This window comes from Shewanella sp. SR43-4, from assembly GCF_014163845.1.
Taxonomy (GTDB): domain Bacteria; phylum Pseudomonadota; class Gammaproteobacteria; order Enterobacterales; family Shewanellaceae; genus Shewanella; species Shewanella vesiculosa.
Genome location: NZ_JACJEB010000014.1, coordinates 93673 through 116259, shown reverse-complemented (window position 1 = coordinate 116259; position 22587 = coordinate 93673). Strand labels below are relative to the sequence as shown.

At 39.9% G+C, this 22587-nt stretch carries 15 protein-coding genes and 2 pseudogenes; 5 read left to right on the top strand and 12 right to left on the bottom strand.

Annotation, left to right across the window (positions count from 1 at the left end; genetic code table 11):
- Together H5123_RS15750 and H5123_RS15745 are read left to right on the top strand one after the other, a co-directional pair.
- Positions 1 to 155, top strand: a pseudogene (locus tag H5123_RS15750) (endonuclease III); the annotation flags it as partial.
- Positions 156 to 633: 478 nt separating this feature from the next.
- Positions 634 to 1629: a LacI family DNA-binding transcriptional regulator gene (locus H5123_RS15745; RefSeq protein WP_182698583.1), complete on the top strand. Its 996-nt coding sequence runs from the start codon at positions 634 to 636 to the stop codon at positions 1627 to 1629.
- On the opposite strand, the gene H5123_RS15740 is transcribed toward H5123_RS15745, so the two are convergent.
- From H5123_RS15740 to H5123_RS15720, 5 genes are all read right to left on the bottom strand, one after another.
- Positions 1601 to 2815, bottom strand: coding sequence for an oligosaccharide MFS transporter (locus tag H5123_RS15740; protein ID WP_182698582.1), 1215 nt, complete (start codon positions 2813 to 2815; stop codon positions 1601 to 1603). The two genes, H5123_RS15745 and H5123_RS15740, sit on opposite strands and share 29 nt — an antisense overlap.
- 61 nt (positions 2816 to 2876) lie before the next feature.
- Positions 2877 to 4889 carry a glycoside hydrolase family 32 protein gene (locus H5123_RS15735; protein WP_182698581.1) on the bottom strand — a complete coding sequence of 671 codons (2013 nt, stop codon included), beginning with the start codon at positions 4887 to 4889 and terminating at the stop codon, positions 2877 to 2879.
- Positions 4876 to 6213: a sugar porter family MFS transporter gene (locus H5123_RS15730; RefSeq protein WP_182698580.1), complete on the bottom strand. Its 1338-nt coding sequence runs from the start codon at positions 6211 to 6213 to the stop codon at positions 4876 to 4878. Before H5123_RS15730 ends, H5123_RS15735 begins: the two co-directional genes overlap by 14 nt.
- A 121-nt stretch (positions 6214 to 6334) precedes the next feature.
- Positions 6335 to 8044 (bottom strand): RagB/SusD family nutrient uptake outer membrane protein, encoded by a 1710-nt coding sequence (locus H5123_RS15725; protein WP_182698579.1) that lies wholly within the window; start codon positions 8042 to 8044, stop codon positions 6335 to 6337.
- Positions 8045 to 8077: 33 nt separating this feature from the next.
- On the bottom strand, positions 8078 to 11023 hold the full coding sequence (locus H5123_RS15720; RefSeq protein WP_182698578.1) for a SusC/RagA family TonB-linked outer membrane protein: 2946 nt from the start codon (positions 11021 to 11023) through the stop codon (positions 8078 to 8080).
- A gap of 1471 nt (positions 11024 to 12494) precedes the next feature.
- Between H5123_RS15720 and H5123_RS20685 the strand changes: the two are divergent.
- A pseudogene (locus tag H5123_RS20685) lies at positions 12495 to 12724 on the top strand (hypothetical protein); the annotation flags it as partial.
- On the opposite strand, the gene H5123_RS20530 reads toward H5123_RS20685, so the two are convergent.
- The 7 genes from H5123_RS20530 to H5123_RS15680 form a co-directional block, all read right to left on the bottom strand.
- The gene (locus H5123_RS20530; RefSeq protein WP_220487664.1) at positions 12677 to 13222 is read right to left on the bottom strand and encodes a cyclophilin-like fold protein; all 546 of its coding nucleotides are present in this window, start codon (positions 13220 to 13222) and stop codon (positions 12677 to 12679) included. The pseudogene H5123_RS20685 and the gene H5123_RS20530 sit on opposite strands and share 48 nt — an antisense overlap.
- Positions 13223 to 13267: 45 nt before the next feature.
- Positions 13268 to 14473, bottom strand: a complete 1206-nt coding sequence (locus H5123_RS15705; protein WP_182698576.1) for an MFS transporter — start codon at positions 14471 to 14473, stop codon at positions 13268 to 13270.
- A 196-nt stretch (positions 14474 to 14669) separates the two neighbouring features.
- On the bottom strand, positions 14670 to 15776 hold the full coding sequence (locus tag H5123_RS15700) for an alpha/beta hydrolase (protein WP_182698575.1): 1107 nt from the start codon (positions 15774 to 15776) through the stop codon (positions 14670 to 14672).
- Between the two features lie 799 nt (positions 15777 to 16575).
- The gene (locus H5123_RS15695) at positions 16576 to 17445 is read right to left on the bottom strand and encodes an aldo/keto reductase (RefSeq protein WP_182698574.1); all 870 of its coding nucleotides are present in this window, start codon (positions 17443 to 17445) and stop codon (positions 16576 to 16578) included.
- A 190-nt stretch (positions 17446 to 17635) separates the two neighbouring features.
- Complete coding sequence (locus H5123_RS15690; protein WP_182698573.1) at positions 17636 to 18382, bottom strand: SDR family oxidoreductase; 747 nt, start codon at positions 18380 to 18382, stop codon at positions 17636 to 17638.
- A 185-nt stretch (positions 18383 to 18567) separates the two neighbouring features.
- Positions 18568 to 18792: a hypothetical protein gene (locus H5123_RS15685; RefSeq protein ID WP_220487663.1), complete on the bottom strand. Its 225-nt coding sequence runs from the start codon at positions 18790 to 18792 to the stop codon at positions 18568 to 18570.
- A gap of 118 nt (positions 18793 to 18910) precedes the next feature.
- Positions 18911 to 19561 (bottom strand): carboxymuconolactone decarboxylase family protein, encoded by a 651-nt coding sequence (locus H5123_RS15680; protein WP_182698572.1) that lies wholly within the window; start codon positions 19559 to 19561, stop codon positions 18911 to 18913.
- Positions 19562 to 20134: 573 nt separating this feature from the next.
- On the opposite strand from H5123_RS15680, the gene H5123_RS15675 reads away from it, so the two are divergent.
- On the top strand, positions 20135 to 21064 hold the full coding sequence (locus tag H5123_RS15675) for an AraC family transcriptional regulator (protein WP_124018193.1): 930 nt from the start codon (positions 20135 to 20137) through the stop codon (positions 21062 to 21064).
- A 524-nt stretch (positions 21065 to 21588) separates the two neighbouring features.
- Complete coding sequence (locus tag H5123_RS15670) at positions 21589 to 22551, top strand: mechanosensitive ion channel family protein (RefSeq protein WP_182698571.1); 963 nt, start codon at positions 21589 to 21591, stop codon at positions 22549 to 22551.
- Positions 22552 to 22587: the final 36 nt, after the last annotated feature.

The window sequence follows — 22587 nt, the reverse complement described above, 5'->3', positions numbered from 1 at the left end:
AACTGAATATGCTTAAAGTGGTGCCGAATGAGTTTAAAGTGGATGTTCATCATTGGTTTATTCTTCACGGACGGTACACTTGCTTAGCCAGAAAACCCCGTTGCGGCTCCTGTATTATCGAAGACCTGTGTGAATTTAAGGATAAAACAGAGTAGTGAGATCCTTGGATTCTTTTTCTGCGGCTTTTAAGTTTTTGTTGCCCTAAAATTAAGGTATAGATTTTCGGTAATAGATAAATTCAAGCCTCTTTTCCTTTATTTTCTTCATTACATTGGCACTCAAACGAGTAACTATAATAATTAGCACTCGTTTGAGCACCATTATGTGACTATTTAATGTATAAAATTTTCGCTTAGCTTATTAATATCACTGAACATACACTCTATATTCCCAAGGTTTCAATTTAAAGCTTGTCTGTTGAGTAAGTTTACCTTTTTGCTTACTCAATAACGCTGTATATTCTCCAGATGTTTGTGGTCAAAAATCATCTGATTTAGCAATAAAAAATTTGGCTACAGTAAGCCAAGATTTATAGTTACTGCTTATATTTGTAATAAAACTATTATAAAAACACATAAATAAAATCTAATCAGCTGTTATACTCTAATGACTCAGAGAGGGTCTTATTCTAGTATGGTTACAATTAAGCAAGTGGCTGTCCACGCAGGTGTCTCATTCAAAACAGTATCGCGAGTGGTCAATAATGATCCAACAGTCAAAAAGATTAACCGCGAGAAGGTTCTTAAAGCAATAAAAGAATTAGATTATCGCCCTAATCGTGCGGCAAGCTTAACGCGACGTAAAAAATCAAACATTTACGCAATTATTGCTGATGAACTGCTTAGTGTTCCTTATACTTTCGATATTATTCGTGGTGCCCAAGAAATTGCTTGGCAGAAAAATAAAGAACTGTTGATCCTCAATGTTAACGAAACCCAAGCGAGTATAGACAGAGCTATCGAAAGCCTTTTAGAGTATCGCGTAGAGGGTGTTATCTATTCTGCAATGTATCATCGCCAAGTTGTAATCGCTGATGAACTAAAAAAAATCCCAACTATTTTAGCTAACTGCTTCCCTGCTTCAAATAACTTTCCTTGCGTAGTACCTGATGAGCAACAAGCCGGTGAAGATATTACCGATGCATTAATACGTAAAGGCTATCGCCGAATTGCTTTCTTAAACTTAAATGAGCATATAATTGCTGCCAAAGGTCGCAAACAAGGCGTTATAAATTCATTTAAAAAGCACGGCTTACCGCTCGATGATTTACTCATTGAATCGGTTATTTTTTGTCAAGCCGATGGTAGTGATATTTCTACCTCGAGAGAATCTGCAGCGCGAGTGATAGACGAGTTTAAACCTGATGCTATTATTTGCGGGCAAGATCCCATGGCGCTGGAAATTTATTTTGTTGTGCATGATAAAGGAATGGTAGTTGGTAAGGACATTGGTATTGCAAGTTTTGATGATTGGGGCAGTATTCCAGAATTATTACAACCGAATTTAACTACGATGGCACTACCACATCATGCGATGGGACGTTGGGCAATGGAGTATCTTATAGAGCAGCGCACTGATATTGTTCACCACCACTTACCGTTTAAATTGATTGCTCGCAATTCGTTTTAATAACATCTGTTTTTAATGCAAAAAACGATAATACGATAAACACACAGATAACCAAACCCAAATATTGATAGGCTAACGCAAAGCCTACATGATCATATACAACGCCTACCCCGACGGCTAACATTGATGCCACCAATTGCGTAGTAAATTGAAAGCCAATTATATAGATCATCGCTGAATAGCGAGCGTCAAAATGCATATTTATATATTTAAATAACGCAATCAGCATCAGCGGTAATTCAATTGCGTGTAACAATTTCAATAAACTAATGCTGATAGGATCACTAACAACCCCCGAGCAATATATTCGTATCGCCATCAATACACCACTTAACAGCAACGAATTTTTAACGCCCAAATAATTCACCCATTTTACAGCTAAATACAAAATAACCGCTTCAAGGATAACTTGCGCTGAAGTTAAATAGCCAAAAATTTCTCGACCTTGCTCTGGGGTGTCAAAAAAAGAGGTGTAATAAATAGCAAATTGCTGATCAAATACCGCATAAATACAACTAACACCGATCACAAACACACTTAACCGCCACAGTCCTGCGATTTTAAAAAAGGCTTTAAGCTGTTTTACAGGAGTAAAAGTTCGAGAAGGCGCTATTTCACTCTGATTTTGTGCGACCTTAACAAAGGCTAAAAAACCTATTAAGCAAACCGCCGCAATGCTTGATAACCAATAATTTAAACTAGGGGATAAATTAAACGAAAGACCTGCAAAGTAGCTTGCCATGGCCCAACCTAGTGACCCCCACATTCGAGCTTTACCAAATTCAAAGTTCGTCGAGCGACTTTGTTTATCAATATAACTTTCAAGCGTCCCTACTCCAGCTAAAAATGCACATGAAAAAACGGCACCGCCTAAAATAGCAGCCAGATAAAACTGCGTTTGTAGTAGTGGCGCGTATACATAACTAACAAACGGGCCAATCAACATAATGAAAAATGCAATGAAGTAAAGCAGTGTTTTTTGTAAACCGAGTTTATCTTGCAAAATGCCGTAGCAAGGCATCACGAGTAAAGCCATGATGGAATTAATACTAAAGATAATCCCGACTTTAGCACTATTGAGGCCTACTTCTTGACTAAGCCAAATAGGAAATAATGAAAAAGAAAAAGACCATGCCATAAAATAAACAAACAAAATGACACTTAAGAGTCGATAGTTGCTACTCATATATCGCATAGCCTTGGAGAAAGATTAATGACTCTATAATAATATAGAGTCATTTTGGAAGTTATTTTTCTATTGCTATATTATTTAACTTAACGTCACTAAGCGACAAAAGCTGCTCAGCACTTACTTGTATTTTATTGTAAGGAGAGGTTGGAAAAACAATCGAGGTCATAGAGCTAACCCCTTTATTTACAAACACTTCTACCGACGCTTTATCTACCCATATCTCAACATCGTAATACTCAAGGCCCTTTTGTAATGGGGCTGTTTGTAAAGATGCAAAACCATCTTCAAAGTCTTTTAAACCTGATTGTCTGCGATCAAGTACAAGTTGCCCTTGAGCTGGGTTTAGCTGCAGCTTAGTGTATTCACCCGTATCAGAGCTAAGCACGATATCAGTAACTTGCTCAGCGTTTGATAAACTAAAGCTCACCTTAAATTGCCCAGGTTCAACAGTAAAAAGCTCATCTAACTCATAGCTATTTGCGCCAGTTAGGCTTGCCTTTTGTTGTGTGTTACTCAATAAACTATCGAGTTCTTTAATAGGCTGAGATGCTAAACGCACGCCACTTGCTGTTTGCAATAAGGTTAATTCTCTGGGAATCGTCATTGCACTGCGCCATACTTCAGTGGGTACTTGGTTTGCGTATTGCCAGTTACTCATCCACCCCATAAATAAGTGTCTACCGTCTTTGACATCAGAAAAAGTGACACCTGCATAATTATCTGTGCCGTAGTCTAACCATATTGAAGGTTCGTATCTTTCATTTGCTGCATTATCAGAAAATACGATATCAGCGATTTTTATATGCCCCCAATCACCTCGTTCATTGTCGACCACTTTAATATAAGCTTGCTGGCCTTTTAATTGACTCACGTTCCATGAACGCTCTGTCATAGTACCGGTATTATTTCCGCTTGCGGTTTTAACAATCTCGCCATTAACTAACAACTGTATTGCGGTACTATTGTGATGCTTTCCGCCTGCAATCTTAAAGTTAATGAAATCATGATCGATCGCAAATGATGTTGAGGTTAATGTGCCAATTGCCTTATAAGAACCTTTAAAAGAACTGGCAATCGTATTTGCTGGTTGATCATTAACTATATGGAATGCATCACCAGATACTTGCCAATTTTTTAAACCACTCTTGAAATTAGAAAAATCAAGTCCTTGGGGGAAAACGGCTGGCGTTGCAGTAAGCATTTTTTGATAATCACTATCAAGTACAAATTTTTCACCGTCGAAATCGCCGACAAAGTATTGTGTACCAGAGCCGCCATTTGGGGCGCCTGGGTTGATGCTCACTAATAAAACATATTTATATTCATCTGTGCCTTCAATACGCACGCGAATAAGGTCTGGACACTCCCATACACCTGCGTGACTACCCCAATCGGCGCCAAAGTTACTTTCAAAATGCCATGTTTTTAAATCTTTTGAGCTGTAAAAGCCAATATGATCATCTTGAGCCAATACCATAACCCACTGCTGGGTATCCTCATGCCAACTTACTTTAGGATCACGAAAATCGCGGATCCCAGGGTTTTTTAATACCGGATTATTAGCGTATTTTTTCCATGTACGGCCTTTATCGGTGCTATATGCTATACCTTGGGTTTGAAAATCAATCGCCCCCAGTGCAGCCTTTTTATCATCGTGATATGTAAATATAGCCACTAATGGTGGATTTTCTTTAGTGCCAAAGCCGCTACTATTTTGCCAATCAACCACCGCACTACCGGAGAAGATAGTACCGTGCTCATCAGGAAACAGCTTAATGTCTTGATGCTGCCAATGAACCATATCTTTACTAATTGCATGTCCCCAATGCATTGGCCCCCATACAGATGAATCAGGATTATGCTGGTAAAACAGATGATATTCACCTTGGTAATAAACCATACCGTTAGGATCATTCATCCAATGCTTTTTAGGGGTAAAATGAAAAGCGGGACGAAACACCTCTTTGCTAGGTTTATCTACACCCTCAAGGGCAGTTTTTTCAGTTTGATTTGTCATGCTACATGCTGCCAAAAATGATGAAATTAACACTAAATTAACGGTTCGCATCTAATGCTCCATGCTTATTATTGGTATCTAATGAAATTGCTTCTAAAGACCGTCCTTTTGTTTCTGGCATAAACCACGCAACAAAAATTAACTGCCCTAACATCATTAACGTAAAGAAAGTGAATACTTCAGTGGCACTAAAGCGCTCTAAGAAAAATGGCATAAGTAAAGTGATTGCTGCGGCAAAAAACCAATGCGTACCGGAGCCCAAAGACTGACCTTTTGAACGTACTTTATTAGGAAATATTTCTGCAATGAAGACCCAAATAACGGTACCTTGGCCTATTGCATGAGCAGCAATAAACACAAATACAAATGCTACGACCGTTAAGCCGCCAGAATCCGTACTAAACGCCCACGCCACCACCGAAAGAGAAATAACATAGCCAATTGAGCCTATATACATCAGCGCACGGCGACCATACTTATCAATCAAGGATAAACCTAGCATGGTAAAACATAAGTTAACCACACCGATCCCAGCGCCTGAAAGTAATGATTGATTTACATCCAAACCAGCAAGTTCAAATACACGCGGGGCATAATAAATAATAAAGTTAATACCAGATAATTGATTAAATGCGGCAAATAAAAATGCAAATAATATGGCCTTATTGTAACTACCACCAAATAGCTTTGATTGACTGTTGTGTAACTTGTCGCGCTCAATTTCATTTAATACTTGGTCTGGATCTTCTTCACCTAAGGTAACTAAAATGGAACGCGCTTTGGTTCTCTGATTTTTCTTTTGCACTAACCAACGTGGGCTTTCAGGTGCCTTAATGATCATTAACAAATAAGCTAAGGCAGGTATTGCCTCCACACCTAACATTAAACGCCAATCAATTGAGGATGTACCTGCAATTAAAAAATTAGAAACAAACGCGACTAAGATACCAAATACAATTTGGAACTGATAAAGCGCAACCAAACGGCCACGGAACTTAGCTGGAGCAATCTCAGAAATATAGGCAGGTACAACAATTGAAGAAATCCCCACTCCCACACCGCCAATAAATCGCAATAAAGCAAAGCTGTAAACTTCAGGAGCCATGGCGGAGCCAAGTGCCGAAATAAAAAATAACACCCCGACTAAAATCAATGTCGGTTTTCTCCCCCACTTATCGCATGGGTAATTACCGGTTAATGCACCCAGTAGTGTTCCCCATAAAGCCGAAGACATAATAAAAAGACCATGAAATAACGAACTCGTATTCCATAATGCTTGAATAGGTTTATCAGCACCGGATATAACCGCAGTATCAAAACCGAATAAAAATCCAGCAACTGCAACAGTCGCTGACCAGTAAATAATTTTTTTCATAATCACTCTTAACACGTTAAATTTAAAAGGTGGGCCGAAACCCACCATTAATTAGTAACCTGAGTTTTGTGTATAAAACTCGCTATTAATCACCTGAGTTTGTGTATACAAGCAACCGCTATTAATAACCTGGGTTTTGTGTATACAACCCACCACTTAAAATCATTTGCTGATTCGGAATAGGTAAATACTCATCACGACCTTTAGTGAAAACAGCATCGGCCAAATAAGGTTTGCGTAACGCTTCAATTGCTAAATAACTATCAATCGTTTCTTTCGCTATTCCCCAACGCACTAAGTCAAAAAAGCGATGTCCTTCAAGCCCTAATTCTAAACGTCGCTCAAAGCGCAATGCCTCTCTTGCTTGCTCTTTAGAAACAAAACTTGTATATGAGCCAATATTATAAATACTGGCGTTGTGTAATTTACCGGTGCTATTTTTAGCGCGCTCACGAATGCGATTAATGATTGGCAATGCTTCGTCATACCTATCTAACTCAATTAACGCTTCTGCTTTCCAAAGTAATACATCAGCGTAACGAATGAGCGGTGTATTTAATGAAAAGATAGGAAATGGTCCATTCTGACCACGACAACTACAATCTGGGTGTTCAAGATCCTTCATCGCTGTAAAGTTGCCATATATCCCCGGAGCTCGAGCCCAACTATCACCGCCGTGGATCAAATTCTCGTCATATTTAAATGGTTTACCTTCCATCGCCACAGTGTGATCTAGGCGAGGATCAACTGCATCGGTCACCTTGTCGTAGTTAAAGTCGTTAAAAGTGTCAAATAACGGTAAGCCTTGTTGATCTGTTTTAAACGCATTGACAAAATTTTCTGTTGGTACATGGAAACCACAGCAACCAAAGCCTCCAGCCAATGGGGCATTTAATGCACTAGGCCAGCTTCCACGTCCATCTGGCGAACCGTCATTTAAAGAACGCTGAATAGCGAATACTGATTCTTTGCCATTTTCACTTTCAAACAAAAAGTTATTCGCGTAATCATCAAATAAGCCATATACGCCCGCCTGTTCAATTTCATTAACAAGAGCGACCACTTTTACAAGTTTATCTTTATTAATATTGATAACTTGATGTAACTCATTCTGCTCATAAGCCTGGTAGAGCAATGTTTTAGCTAAATATGCCTTAGCTGATAACGCTGAAGCGCGCCCGACATCTTTTTGAGTTTGTGGTAAATGATTGGCAGCAAACTCAAAATCAGCAGCAATTTTATCCCATAACTCCTGATCGCTCAGATCACTATTAGTCGTGAGAAGTATCTGATCTTGTGTCATTGTTTCATCAATCCACGGGATATGTTTATGATGTATTTTTAAATCAAAGTAGAAAATACTGCGAATAAACCGCAGTTCGGATTGTTTTGCAGCACTGTCTTCAATTGCATCTGGCGCATTTGCGATTACCGCTAATGCTGAGTTGACTCTTGAAATACCGGTGTAATTACGTACCCATTTTTTGTTGTTCAAATCAATCAAATCTGGCGGGAATGACTCCATATCAGGCACTACTGGCTGATATAAAGACAAAGCATGATAAGCAAAAATATCACCAGGTCCATTACCGCCTTTATGGGCGTCTCCTGCGCGTAAATTCCCCGTCGGCCATAAAAAGTTAGGCGCGGTATAATGATCGTTACCTAGATATGAGTAGGCTGCGATGATCAACGCATCTACATTTTTACTGTTAGAAACTTGTTCTTCGGTCAATACCCCTGAAGGTGCAACATCAAGATCAGAACCACCACACGAAGCTAAAAAAAGAGCAAATGTAGTTGCTGAAAATAGCGTTTTTATTTTATTCATAATAAGTGCTCGTATCGTTTTTGTTTTAATAAATCAAAAAGTGAGGTTCACGCCTAACGTGAAACGTTTAGGATTTGGGAAGGTTCCGTTTGGAGTTTCAGGATCCTGAGTTAACGTCCCTGATGGCGTAATGGTCAATAAGTTACTTCCCTGAAAATAAATTCGTGCAGAACTTATACCGTAGTGACTTAACCACTGTTCATCGGGGGTATACCCTATAGATAAATTGCGCAATTTAAGATAGGTACCCTCTTCCCAAAATAAGCTTGATTGACGACCTTCACCATTGTTATCAATTGCAGTTAACGCAGGAACATCGGTATCAGTATTGCTGCTTGACCAAGCATTAAGAACACGATCGCCATAGTTAGAACCTATGTTGAGTGATGTAAAGTCTGTGAATCCACGCCAACCATTTCGAATTTGACCGCCTTTAACACCTTGCCAGAACATAGTGAAATCCCAGCTTTTGTATTTGAAGTTCATATTCATGCCATAGATAAAATCAGGATCTGTATCGGCAAAAAATGTTTGGTCGTTTTCATTAATAACACCATTGCCATCAAGATCCTGCCAACGAACTCTTCCTAAGCCAGCACCTGATTGAACAGCGTGAGCATCGATTTCACCTTGATCTTGAAATAAACCGTCGGCAACGTAGCCATAAACTGAATTAATAGAATGGCCAACAATTGTCTTATCAGCGCCATTGCCGCCAAAGGAGTTAACAACATCTTTTGGAAGGGAAACAACTTTATTTTTAGCGGAAGAAACATTGAAGCTTATATCAACATCAATATCATCATCTAGGCTATCGAATGAAAGGTAATCTGCGTAGCCAATTATAAATTCGAAACCTGAGTTTTCTATTGTGCCACCATTAACCCACTGCTGAGCGCCTTCACCTAGCGTCGCAATAGGGTTGGTAAGAGTTAAGATATCTTCAGTGGTTTTTTCAAACCAATCAATGCTGCCGTAAATCGTGTCGTAATGCATACCAAAATCAATGCCGATATTTTTTTGCGTTGAAGTTTCCCACTTTAGATCATCATTACCTGTTTGAGCTTTGACAAAACCTGAAGGTAAGGTGCCGCCATTAGCGCCGCCGATATCATAAGCGGTGCCTTCATCTTGCTGATCAGTGAATAAAGACTGTGTTGCATAACGACTTAAATACGTTGTATATGTTGCATCTGTAGGAATTTCTTGGTTACCCGTTTTACCCCAACTAGCTCGTACTTTTAAGGTGCTTAAAAACTCGAAGTCATAAAATGATTCGTTGCTAATGACCCATCCCGCTGAAGCAGCTGGAAAATTACCGTAACTATTATTACTACCAAACCGAGATGAACCATCGCGACGAATAGTGAGCCCAGCGAGGTAGCGATCATCAAAGTTATAATCCATACGAGCAAAGTAAGAATCGAGTGTCCACTTATCGCCATCACCTTCAACACGTACGTCTCCAGTTGCTTGTGATAAATGAGCATAATCACGATCATCAGAGGCAAAACCTGAACCAAAACCAACAGCCCCTTCATACTCATAATCTATTTGTTCTGTACCGGCTAAAAAGGTAAAACTGTGATTATCACCAACATCTAATTTATACTCTGCAGTGTTTGTCCAACTAAAACTACTATTCCAGTTTTCAGTAACTGAAAGTTGATCTCCGTAGTTTAATGAGCCAGCTTGAAAAGCACGAGTATAGTTTCTGAAGTAGTATTGTCCGTAATCAAGTCCAACAGTACTTTTTAGCGTTAACCCATCAATTAATTCATATTCAAAAAAGATATTACCCATTAGTTTATTAAACCGACTGACATTATCGCGGTTCATTTCGATTATTCTAACTGGATTATCGCGGTCCGTGACACCAGGAACAGGGCCACCCCAGCCGCCTTCATCATTGTAAACGGGCACAATAGATTGTTGCTCTATTGCCAGCCCTAGAATTTCACTAGCTCTCGCATTGATGAGATTTGACTCTTGATTAGTAACAGTGAAGTTTTCGCCTATTTTTAATTTGTCGGTTAATTGGTAATCAGAATTAACTCGAAAACTAATTCGTTCAAATTCCGAACCATCAACAACACCTTCAGAATTGAAATAGCCTAAAGAAGTATAAATAGAGGCATTTTCTGAACCTCCTGATAAAGAAATGTTAAGGTCACTAACTTTAGCTGTACGGGTTACCTCATCAAACCAATTAGTGTCTGCAGGACGCTGCACTTGTTGAGGATCGGTATAAGTAGGTAAGATCACCGCGTTTAATTGGGGGTTACTGAAGTCACCATTCCAATCATAACGATATAGCGAACTGGCTGAATTTGGATTTGAACCATCATTAACAGCAGCTTGCCATACAGCTTGTCCACGTTGTTGGGTATTAAGCGGATTTAGATCATAGCTATAGTCATCTTGAGATTGGTTAGCAGAGAAATTAAAATCAAGTCCCTCATGACCTTTTTTCGTTGTAATGACTATCACGCCATTACCAGAACGTGCACCAAATATACTAGCAGCGGCTGCGTCTCGTAAAACCTGAATATCAGCAATATCATGGCTATTAAGTTCATGCATTCCTGACTTAGTAGGAATACCATCAATAACATATAGAGGGTCATTATTGCCTAATGGCCCTAAACCTTGGCCACGTATCCTTACCGTTGCAGTAGACTCCGGTGAACCATTAGTTGAAATTTGTAAGCCAGGTACTCTCCCCTGCAAGTTTTGCATTATATTACCCGAAGGCATATCAACTACATCGTCTAACTTAACAGAACTTACAGCACCTGTTAGGTCCTTTTTTTTAACACTGCCATATCCATAAGACACTTCGATAACTTCTATATCGTCATCCTCAGGAGGCTCTTGTACTTGTTCTTGTTGAGCTGCTAAAGAACTGTATGGCAAGAGCAAGCCTATTAATACAGCACTTACGCTCGCAGTAAGTGGCTTTTTACGAAACCTTTGCATTATGTGTGTCCCCAATTGATCAAATTAATTAATGTTGATATTACTCACTACAAATTAACAACGTTGTCTTTTTTTGTTTTTAGGCTAGTTATCAAAGTCTACATATTAGAATATTTATTCAAATTCGAAGTAGCTTTTGCTGATTTAAACAACGTTGTCTTTTTAACATCAAAGAAACTAAGTTTCAACATATATTGCAAACTTTATGTATAATTCTATTTATTTTATTACCAAGATAGTCAATCTGTGCGGTTAGATAAACTCATTAATCTGCTGATGAGATAACGTTGAAGTTGCTCCGTGACATTGAGCTCACATAGCCCCAACCGCACATGCAAAATCAATCCCTTGCTGTGGTGATTTATTAAGACAAAGTTGATAACCAAGCGCCAATAAGAAGTAATATAGAGCAAAAACAGTGTTATAGACGTTTGTGGAATAACCTAAATTATAGTAATGCTTACCCTTAACCGGCAATAAATCGCCATGGCGCCGTTTAGTAACACATAAATAGTCTGTGTCTGTTTGGCTATAAATGCTCAGTTTTGTTCGAGTGATTGATATTGACTACCCCTTGATTGGTACAGGATCTTATAGCGACTTTGTTTTCGTGATCCTGGAGTATTTTTCAATAAACAAACTAATAACTATTGAATATTGTTAACAAGTCGGTATGACGCAGATGCAGTAATTGCCCTATATACGGCTAATAAACCACTTAACTTTGAAGTACCTGATTGGGTAAGATTTGAAAATGGACAAGCAATTATTTATTCCGACCAAAACGATAATAAACCAGATGTAAAATATTGAGCAAAAAGTGAAAATACATGGTTCTCTGGCCAATACCCTGCGCAAGAAGGTGAATTTTTATGCAGGTAGGACTGCTAGCCCGCCGACGTAAACTCTCATGTTTGGTTGGGCAGCTCATAAGAATACACGCTCTAATATAGGCAATGCTGATTTTGGTGGTGACTTAGCAATATATAAAGCCTCAATGACTACGTTTCACTTTATCAATACATTTATTACGTTAAATACTATGAGAGCCTAGCGACTTACCGTAACTGCGACACTTAAACACATCAATACCAGATAATATGCCAACAAACTTTTGTGAGTCTTTAGTGGCGCCGCGCTTAGACCCGTCAGCAACTAAATAATTAACCTCAGCTTTATTCATCAATGGCGGGTAGTTGTCTTCAAGAACGTAATCCCGCCCCTACTTTGGCATTGAGCTTACCAATCAGTACTCGGCGCTTTACTGCTTTATAAACATGCACCCAATTATAGTGAACAGTCCCAGCACCAAACTAACCATTAATTAACTCAGCGATTTTTACACCATAGCCTTTTTAAACAGCTCAATTTTCAAAAATCATGGTTTTATTGTGAGGCTCAAACTCAAACTATCTTTTGTCGTCATTCCACACCACCCAACTAGGCGGCTTAACAAATTCGCCTCAGGTAAAATGTCGATCAAGTTGAACTGAATATGCTTAAACTGGTGCCGAGTGAGTTTAAAGTGGATGTTCATCATTGGTTTATTATTTACAGACGTTACACTTGTTTCGCCAAAAAACCGGTTGCGATTCTTGTATTAACGAAATGTTGTGTGTATTGAAAGATAAAACCGACAGAAAAGCATTGAAACTAGTTGGCCGATTTTGTAAATATCAGCGTGACATCACCTTGTCCTAATTGTTGCGACAAGCCTGAAGTATCATCGATATGCCCAATACGCGTGTATGAGTATGAGGTATTAACCTTCTTGTAGAATACAACCATAGTGCGAGAGCCCCACAGCATCAGATCGCCATTGTTGATCGTCACAGGTTGATACGGATCAGTTGATAATGATTTTGGTAACTCGGCATGCTTTTCGTTACTGTTAAGATCGTCCATGTCGAGAGTCAGTGGTAGCATGGCAGCAAATTCACGTGCTGCGCTGGTGTTGGCTAAGGTTGCTTTGAAACGATGATCTCCTATGGTTATCCACATATGCGAACTCTCCAGTTTAATGGCTGTGTGTTTAGTTGCGATAGGACTTGCCGTTAACTCAGTTGCATAGCTGCTACCGAGTGTTAAAAAAAACAGTACTAATAGCCCAATTGGTTTGATGAATGCTAAGCGCTGATGAGGCGCTATTATGAATAAGGTGTTGACCTTATGTATGTTGACAGCAACAGGGTTATTCATAATAGCGGCCTCGTAAATTTTATTGTTTGAATAGACGGATATATTTTAGTGTACTCGTGTGCGATAGGCTTGAAACGCCAGAAAAGCGCCAATGAGTAATACTGCTGCGCTTGCAATAAAAGTGCTTTGGTAGCCATCTGCATCGAAAAGTATTCCTCCGACAGTAGAGCCTAGGGCAATAGATAATTGCGCTACTGCCACCATCAAACCGCCACCGGCTTCAGCATTATTTGGCATCGCTTGCGCAAGCCAAGTCCACCACGCAACAGGTGCCGCGGTTGCAACCAGTCCCCACAGTGCAAGTAGTATTGCGACAATGAGTACATTGTTGCCGAAGGGGATCAGTGCGACGGCAATCATCGCCATAAAAGCAGGAATGCCGACAAGCAAACCATATAAAGTGCGTTTTAAGATTGTACTAATGATTAACGTGCCGATAAGCCCTGAAAATCCAATGGTAAGCAACAGCAGAGATAATGTAGATACGCTGGTATGGGTGACAGTTTCAAGGAAGGGTCTCAGGTAAGTAAATAATGCAAACTGCCCCATAAAGAAAGCACCGCATCCAGCCATGCCATAGGCAACAGCACGATTTTTAAGTGCCTTAAGAATATTCTTGGAACCTGAAGAGCTCACCTCAGTTTTCATTGCAGGTAATGCCTGCCATTGCCATATCAAGGTAATGAGCGCGATAGGAATAAGCACTAAAAAGGTACCACGCCAGCCTATAAAAGAGCCTAAATAACTGCCCAATGGCGCAGCGATAACCGTTGCTAACGCATTACCTCCATTGAAAACAGCCAATGCTTTAGGGACTTTATTAGGCGGCACTAATCGAATAGCCATCGCAGCTGACATTGACCAGAATCCGCCAATGACTACGCCTAGGACTCCGCGACCAAGCATATAAGTTAGGTAGTTTGGAGCCAGCGCTACAATGGTTCCAGAGATCCCCATCAAAACAGTTAATATTAACATTAACTTTTTGCGGTCCATGGTGCCGATCAGCGTAGGAAGTAATAAGCTGGTTAGCACGGCAAAGGCGCCGGATATTGCAATACCTTGGCCAGCCATTCCTTCAGTGATCTGTAAGTCGCTGGCAATGGGAGTTAGCAGGCTAACTGGCATAAATTCGAAGGCGATAAGCGTGAATACGCATAAAGACATTGCAAAAACGCCACTCCAGTGAGCGGTAGTATTTGCCGTATCAGAGGGTGTTCCATCATAGGTATCAGATGTAGTGGATTTCATAGATTTTTTAGTTACGCCTCGGTTTTACAAAAGTGCTATGCGTGCTCAAATAGCCCACATGGTTTAGGAAATACTGCTTAGTTAACTAAATCGTAAGTGTGGGCATTAAACATGATGCGGATTGACTTCATTAGTTAATAGGGCAAAAGGTTTACCTTGTGCCCTTCTCATCTCACTTCAAATACCCCACTATTTATTAAGCGAGGTGTTGCTTGAAGAAGCTTGTGAGCTTCTCGAACGGAATGACATCCACTTGATCATATAAATCAACATGGCTTGCGCCTGGAATAACCATCAACTCTTTTGGTTCAGACGCATTCTCATAGGCTGTTTTAGCCATGTAGAGCGAGTGGGCTTTTTCACCATGGATAAACAACACCGGACGAGGAGAAATCTCAGAAATATAGGTCAATAAAGGCATGTTCATGAACGACAATGGCGTCGTCTGTGACCAAGCGTTACCTGAGTTGACCGCACGTGGATGGTAGCCTCGTGGTGTCATGTAATAATCATGATAGTCGAGCATAAATTGCGATTCGCCGCCTTTTAACACGTTGTAAGACGGCTGATAGGCTGGTGTGCCTTTCTCTGCATCTTGCCAACGTTGCTGACTCAGTTGCTCTAGAGTTTGTGTGCGTTGTTCTAGGGTAACACTGTCGTTATAGCCTTTTGACATAACACGCGTCATATCATACATAGTGCTTGCTACAACGGCTTTAACACGTTTATCGACCGCGACGGCATTTAATGCCATACCGCCCCAACCACAAATGCCGATCATCCCGATGCGTTCACGATCCACATTGGCTTGCATACCAATACAATCTACCGCAGCGCTAAAGTCTTCCGTATTGATGTCTGGCGAGGCAATATTGCGAGGTTCGCCGCCACTTTCACCTGTGTATGAGGGGTCAAAAGCAAGGGTGACAAAGCCTTGTTTTGCCATTATTTGCGCATACAGACCCGATGATTGCTCTTTCACCGCACCAAAAGGGCCACCTACGACGATAGCAGGCAGCTTGCCAGTGCTGTTTTTCGGCTGATAAAGATCAGCGGCAAGGGTTATGCCATAGCGGTTTTTGAAAGTGACTTTTTTATGATCGACCTTGTCACTTTTAGCAAATTTTTTGTCCCACTCATCGGTTAGTGCAATTGATGATTGAGCAAAAGCTTGGCCAGTGGTTAGCGAGGCAACCCCTAGCGCAACAATACCTGCACCAGTCATCTTCATCATATTGCGACGTCCTTCATTAGGCATATCTTGTTCAGTAGTAATCTTGGTCGTTTCAGTATGTATATCCATGGTTATTCTCCGGACAAGTTAAAATTTTGGCTGAGACTGTTGAGCTCACGCTCACAAAACGGTAGTTAACATCACCTTTAAGTAATTGTTCATAGGCTGTATCTGATTTACCCAGCCTTGATTAATAGCGCTTAGATTGAGAGTCTTTCGAGGGTTTAGTTTTGCAGTTTTTGCGTATGTTTTGTTAGTAAGATCCTGCTAATTAATTGCTTGATACTCCAAAAACTAGCATTTCACTTAATATAAGCACTGACTCAAGCGACTATTGAAAAATCAACATTCGCAAAGCTTTAATAACGGCTCAATAAGTGACCACTGGACAATAGGTATAAACAGAGAGCTCGGTTGTACACCGACTGATCAAAGCAAGGTTACCGAACAAAAACGTTTTCGAGGTAGATTGCACTGGGCGAATCAAAAAATTATCTTGTATCGTCGATAAATGACAATTCGACTTTATCCTTAATACTGTTGAAGCTAGAGATCTCGTTGTTGTGCACTCATTGGCTCAATCAACAAAGCGACAACGGACAAAGCCTGACGTATCCACATGAATTTAAAAATTACCCTCAAACAATGTCGAGCAGAAACTCATCGAGTAAGTGGCGCATGAGTCACTATTTTGATAACAAGAGAATAGATCCCAAGGAACAAATGCAAAACACAGGTTAATTTGTAAAAGTGAGACTATTGGGCTTTCCATCCTCGAACAATTGAAATCCTAAACAGTTTAGTCATATTTTCAATGTTAAATGAACCGCCCCAATATTGGATTCAATCAGTCATAATGGAGGCATGATTAATCATGAATTTTGACACCGAGACAAGCGCGAACAAATTCTGGGTCGAAGTGCTTGATAGCTTCACCAACGTAACCCAAATCTAGACTATTGATTTTGTCCATCTCATCAGCAGATAGCATGAAATCCCAGACATTAAAATTTTCTTGAATTCTCTCTGGTTTAATCGATTTAGGGATTACAGTGACGCCACGTTGTACGTTCCAACGTAAAATGACTTGAGCAATAGTTTTACCGTGTTTTGCTGCAATGCCTTGAAGCTTTTCATTTTCAAACGGTTTATGGCGACCACCACCTAAGGGCGCCCATGCTTCTGGCTGCACATTGTAATACTTCATTGTTTCATTGGCCGCAGCTTGTGAAAAGTAAGGATGCATTTCTACCTGATTCACCACTGGGAGAACTTTGACCGTTTCACAAAAGTTGGTTAATACGTGAGCATAGAAATTAGATACACCAATAGATTTTAATTTACCTTGTTCGTACGCATCTTCCATTGCACGCCAAGCGCTAAAATAATCGCCCATAGCCTGATGAAGTAGATATAAATCGAAATATTCTAAGCCTGATTTTTTAAGTGATGCCTCAATGCCAGCTTTCGCTGTATCGTAGCTGGCCATGTCTTGTACCCATAATTTTGAAGTAATAAATAACTCCTCACGAGTGCAGAGGCCGTGTTTAATTGCTTCACGTACAGCGTCACCTACGGCATCTTCATTGCCATAAACGGCTGCGGTATCAATAAGACGGTAGCCAACACGGATTGCATTGAGGATTGAATTTTTGCATTCTTCTTTATCGGTGACTTTAAAAACACCAAAGCCCAACATGGGCATTTTAGAGCCATTATTTAGTGTCTTATATTCCATAGTAGAAGGTATCCGTTGTGTTGGTTGTAGTTTGATAAAAATGTATTTTATGCTGCCAATTATCTTCAACTAGCCTCTCAGAGTAGGTTAACAAATTATGGTATGTAATCATTGCGATAGGGTTACTCGATATTGGCTAATAAAAATCGCCAATAATTAAACTTAAAATATTGGCGATTAATTGGCAGAGTTACAAAGATTGAGCCGTCGGTCTAAAAATAATTTCATTTACATCAACATACTCTGGTTGGCTAATTGCAAACGTAACCATATCTGCAAAGCTAGAAGCTGGGATCCCCACTTGGCCGACATAATCTTGGTTGGCACTTTGCACTTCTTTATCACTAATATGCTCAAGTAACTCGGTTTTGACGGCGCCAGGGCTAATTAAAGTCGTACGGATATTGTGTGGCGTGACTTCTTGTCTTAAACCATCGGTTAATGCGCGAACAGCAAATTTGGTTGCAGAATAGACCGATGATGCAGGGAAGATGAGATGAGCTGCGACCGATGCTGTGTTAATTATGTGTCCAGCTTTCTGTTCTATCATAGGCGGCAGCGCAGCAGCAATACCGTATAGAACACCTTTTATATTAACATCAATCATCTGATCCCATTCATCCACTTTGACACTTTCAAACATCGAAAGAGGCATAACTCCAGCGTTGTTGATAAGAACATCAATGCGTCCGAATGTGTTAATTGCCGCATCAACTAAGTTTTTAACATCGTTTTTGTTGGTTACGTCAGTTGCCAGAGCGAGTGCTTCACCACCTTTTGATTTAATCTCTGAAACCAATTGATCTATACGATCAGCGCGGCGAGCACCGAGAACGACTTTGGCTCCCATAGAAGCAAGGTGACGCGCTGCAGCTTCGCCCATTCCGCTTGATGCTCCAGTAATTACGATGACTTTATTCTCTACGTTATTGCTCATTTTAAATCCTTAACATTTGCAGTTTAAAAATTAGGGTTGTTGTTAATGTAAACTTGGTTCTCAACAGTAATAGCCAACGACCTCATGACCATAAGTAACCTGCTGTTGTGTATTAGCATTTCTAACGCGATAGCTAACGATGCCACTACAATTTTATTAGCTAGCTGTCGCGTATTGCTCGTTAACTACTTTTTCTTTCCAGATAACATTTCCACCCTCTTTTGAGGATGTAGAATCAGCTGTAGCCCCATGCCACTGTAATTCGTGACGTCATTTCCTGGGAATAACATATCGACGTTAACTTGGCCGCTAAAAAGGAGATCTGGGCCTTGAAACGATTGATGGTCTTTTGAATGATAAGCTGTCTGTTCTGTATTAGTATCGGCTTCAGCATTAGTAGTCGATATCACTTCCAAACTATTGAGTAATTTGGCTTTTACAGTCGACGAAACATTTTATTCATGAAATGGCCTCCTGATTAAGCGATAGAATTATGGTTAAATAAATCTTTGTCGAGGCTGTTATACCTTATTGAGTGTCAAGCACAGAGTTAAGTACTTGCAGTGCATTTGCGGCAATCTGAGAGCCGCAATATTTTTCAATAATGTGAATAAATTCGTTGAGCTGACTGACAGATACATGGTTATTCATACTAAAGGTGTAGTGAGCACTTAACTGGTTATTTACACCATTTAAATTAGCCAAAGCTGCTATTGTGGCAATTTCTCGCTGCTTCCAGCTTAAGGAATCTCGTTCGAAAATATCTCCGAACAGGTGAGCTTTCAGGTAAGTATCGATTTCAGGCGAGAATTCAAATAATGGTCCCTTAACTTCAGCACCAATTAGCTTGGTCTGGTTCTCAGTACCGAACTCGAGGCTGGTTCGGTCTGTAGGTAAAGGCTTAGGCTCAGAGCCGACAATGTCAGTCATGCCAGTTTTTTTCCGGTCATCCACAACACTCATAAACGCAGAAAGTCCATTTAAACTGCGGGGGAAGCCTGCATAGGCATACATCTGAACCAGGATTGCTTTAATTTCGTTGATCGTTAAGCCGGCATCCAAACCTTCATGTAAACTGACTTGTAACTTTTCTATATCACCGCTTGCAGTAAATGCCGCGATTGGAATAATGGCTTGCTCTGAAGGTTCAAGCGAGTCTGTTACTGACGCTATATTCATAAATAAAATCGCTGTTAAATTGATGGTAAGGAAAGAGACTTTTCTGAAAAATAATCAAATAAATCATCTAAGTTAGCTGCTCAATTTTGATGTGATTAACTTATCATTTATATTTGCTGAACTATTGCCTATAGTTTTTTTATCATTGCCTATTCCTGCATATAAAATAATATGGCAACTTTTGCCTATATGAGTTAGCTTTGTTTTCAGTTTTGGCATTGAATAAGTGGTAATGTCGGTGGTTTGTGGTGGTCATTAATGTCATTGGCTGTTTTGGTCCTGGCAGAAGTACAATGCCTTAAGTGTGAACATCTATTTTTGCTAAGGTTTATAAAATCAGCGCTACTAGCCTAGCAATAGCTAAAGTTGCCTAATCATTTTATTTAAAAACGCCATCAGTCGGAGTCAATAGCACTTAATGGTAGTTAGTCTCTGTAAAATGAACAAAAATATAAACCGGTTGATGGATTTGATTTGTACTAATAGCCTATTGCTTTAATCAGCGCGATTAGCTTATGCAAATTCCAAATGTTAAAACTAAACATTACGATATATATTGCCACTAGGATGATGATGAACGGTTCACAAAGTAGAGTTGCCAATACTGAAAAGCTGGCGAGACAAATTGATAAATGGATGGAAAAAGGCGTTAACCAGGTCGAGACTAAAATTCCAGGATTGAAATTAACCCGATGGCCATCTACTACCGCGCCAACAAGTTATATTCATCACCCGAGTGTTTGTTTAATTGCTCAAGGTAAGAAGCGTGTTCTATTAGGTGATGAAAGTTATATTTATGACGCCAATCATTTTCTTGTTTCATCTGTTGGCTTGCCGGTCATTGCTAATATTATGCAAGCAAGCGATGAGCATCCTTATCTCGGGCTGGTTATGGAGCTGGATCTACAAATTATTTCAGAGCTGATTGCTGAAAATAAGAATTTGTTTTCCTACGATAAAAAGACCACAAAAGGGATTGCCGTTGGACAACTTTCTGAGTCGCTATTAAACGCATTCACTCGACTAATAGATCTGTTGGATGAGAGCGATAATATAGGAGCTTTAGCACCCATAATTCAAAGAGAAATCTTTTTTCGTCTTTTGACGACAGAGCAAGGTATCCTGCTTAATCAAATCGTCACAACTCAGAGCCACAGCTACCAAATATCTAAAGCAATTGATTGGCTTAGAAATAACTTTTTTAAACCATTAAGCGTAAGTGATCTAGCCGATTACAGTGGAATGAGTCAATCTGCATTTTACAGTCATTTTCGTTCAGTCACGGCTATGACGCCTCTACAATTTCAGAAAAGTTTACGTTTGAATGAAGCTCGTCGTTTAATGTTAACCGAAAACTTAGATGCGACGACGACAACATACAAAGTTGGCTACGAAAGCCCCTCTCAATTTAGTCGAGAATACCGCCGTTTTTTTGGTGAGTCTCCATTAAAAGATACAAAAGCATTGCGCGAAACTGGACTGCCTCAAGAAGCAAAGGCTTAAAGAAAAGAACCAAAAAGGCTAGGTTTAACTTAACTTAACAATGTGTACTTCTTGCGCTAACCTATTCTTTTTCAATGATAAAATTGGTTTTATCAATAGCGATACCCCCATATTTGGCTAGCCCACGATTGCTATTGACACATATTTTTAGCTTAACAAATCATACCAAACTCCCCCTCGGAAATAGAGAAACATCAACGTGCCCATAGTTACGCCAGTCGCCGCGCAAACTCAGCTTGTGACATCTTTAACTTTGGGCGAATAACATCGGGTGATGACGGCGTAAAAAGCTCTGTTGTCCGCAGCATATGCTGAGCTTTTTTAAGTAATAGAAGATAGTGCGCTGAATTTCACTCCCTCAGGGATAGTAAAGAGATGTTAGTATGGAAAATATGAGGCTACATGGATTTTCATTTTGTCAAAAATGTCATTTTATTTTACCTCTCCTCGACACTCGAAAAGCTCAATACATGGGCTGTATCTGCATTAAAGAACGATGATAAATAATAGTGGAAATAATATTAATGGACCTCTCTGTATTAGACAAATTCTGGCAGCTAATTAACGAAAAATTACAAGGCTGGCTAGAAGCTGGCATTAAACACTTGCCAAATTTTATAGTCGCCTTTCTCTTAGCCATGTTTTTTGGCTTACTGGCTAAATATGTTGGTAGAGTCGTTCGAAAAGTGCTTCATAAAGCCTTAGAGTCTGAACAAATTGCCGATCTACTTTCATCAATTATCAAGATGCTGGTGTTGTTGACAGGGCTATTTATCGCTCTAGAGTTTTTGGGGTTAACCGGCACCGTAACGTCACTCTTAGCTGGCGCAGGTATTATTGGCCTAGCGCTTGGTTTTGCTTTTCAAGACATGGCAGAGAATCTTATTGCTGGTATTGCTATGGGTATTCGTAAGCCATTTCAAATTGGCGATGTGGTTGAGGCAGGAGATGTATTCGGCACAGTAAAAACCATTAATTTGCGTAACACATTAGTCGAAACGTTTTTTGGCCAAATAGAAGTTATTCCAAATAAAATCTTATTTCGAAACGTACTCACTAATTATACGGTTACAGGGGTCAGGCGAATCGAAGTACCCGTTGGTATTTCTTACGCAGACGACCCAGAAAAGGCCGCTGGAGCTATCGAAGAAGCGATAAACGCCTGTGATTTTGTTATCAAAAAAGAACAAACTGCCGTGTTTGCTAAGGGGTTTGCAGACAGCAGTATAAACTTAGTGGTCTGGTTCTGGATCGATTACCCAGGAGACACTGGCTTTATGAAAGCTCGACATACTGCGGTGGTAGAAATTAAAAAAGCACTAGAAAAAGCTGACATCTTAATTCCCTTTCCTATCAGAACATTGGATTTTGGCGCCAAAGGCGGTGAAAAGCTCAATACTATGTTGTCGGAAACAAAGTCAGAAGAAACGTCAGAAGAAAAATCAGCAGACTCACAGAAGTCATCATCGTCTGAAAATGAAAAGTAATCTCTGGGATTAGAGACACTTTCATTAACTAAGCGT

Coding starts and splice junctions, on each gene's coding strand:
- H5123_RS15745 (WP_182698583.1), top strand. CDS start 634: ATGGTTACAATTAAGCAAGTGGCTGTCCACGCAGGTGTCTCATTCAAA.
- H5123_RS15740 (WP_182698582.1), bottom strand. CDS start 2,815: ATGAGTAGCAACTATCGACTCTTAAGTGTCATTTTGTTTGTTTATTTT.
- H5123_RS15735 (WP_182698581.1), bottom strand. CDS start 4,889: ATGCGAACCGTTAATTTAGTGTTAATTTCATCATTTTTGGCAGCATGT.
- H5123_RS15730 (WP_182698580.1), bottom strand. CDS start 6,213: ATGAAAAAAATTATTTACTGGTCAGCGACTGTTGCAGTTGCTGGATTT.
- H5123_RS15725 (WP_182698579.1), bottom strand. CDS start 8,044: ATGAATAAAATAAAAACGCTATTTTCAGCAACTACATTTGCTCTTTTT.
- H5123_RS15720 (WP_182698578.1), bottom strand. CDS start 11,023: ATGCAAAGGTTTCGTAAAAAGCCACTTACTGCGAGCGTAAGTGCTGTA.
- H5123_RS20530 (WP_220487664.1), bottom strand. CDS start 13,222: ATGAATAACCCTGTTGCTGTCAACATACATAAGGTCAACACCTTATTC.
- H5123_RS15705 (WP_182698576.1), bottom strand. CDS start 14,473: ATGAAATCCACTACATCTGATACCTATGATGGAACACCCTCTGATACG.
- H5123_RS15700 (WP_182698575.1), bottom strand. CDS start 15,776: ATGGATATACATACTGAAACGACCAAGATTACTACTGAACAAGATATG.
- H5123_RS15695 (WP_182698574.1), bottom strand. CDS start 17,445: ATGGAATATAAGACACTAAATAATGGCTCTAAAATGCCCATGTTGGGC.
- H5123_RS15690 (WP_182698573.1), bottom strand. CDS start 18,382: ATGAGCAATAACGTAGAGAATAAAGTCATCGTAATTACTGGAGCATCA.
- H5123_RS15680 (WP_182698572.1), bottom strand. CDS start 19,561: ATGAATATAGCGTCAGTAACAGACTCGCTTGAACCTTCAGAGCAAGCC.
- H5123_RS15675 (WP_124018193.1), top strand. CDS start 20,135: ATGAACGGTTCACAAAGTAGAGTTGCCAATACTGAAAAGCTGGCGAGA.
- H5123_RS15670 (WP_182698571.1), top strand. CDS start 21,589: ATGGACCTCTCTGTATTAGACAAATTCTGGCAGCTAATTAACGAAAAA.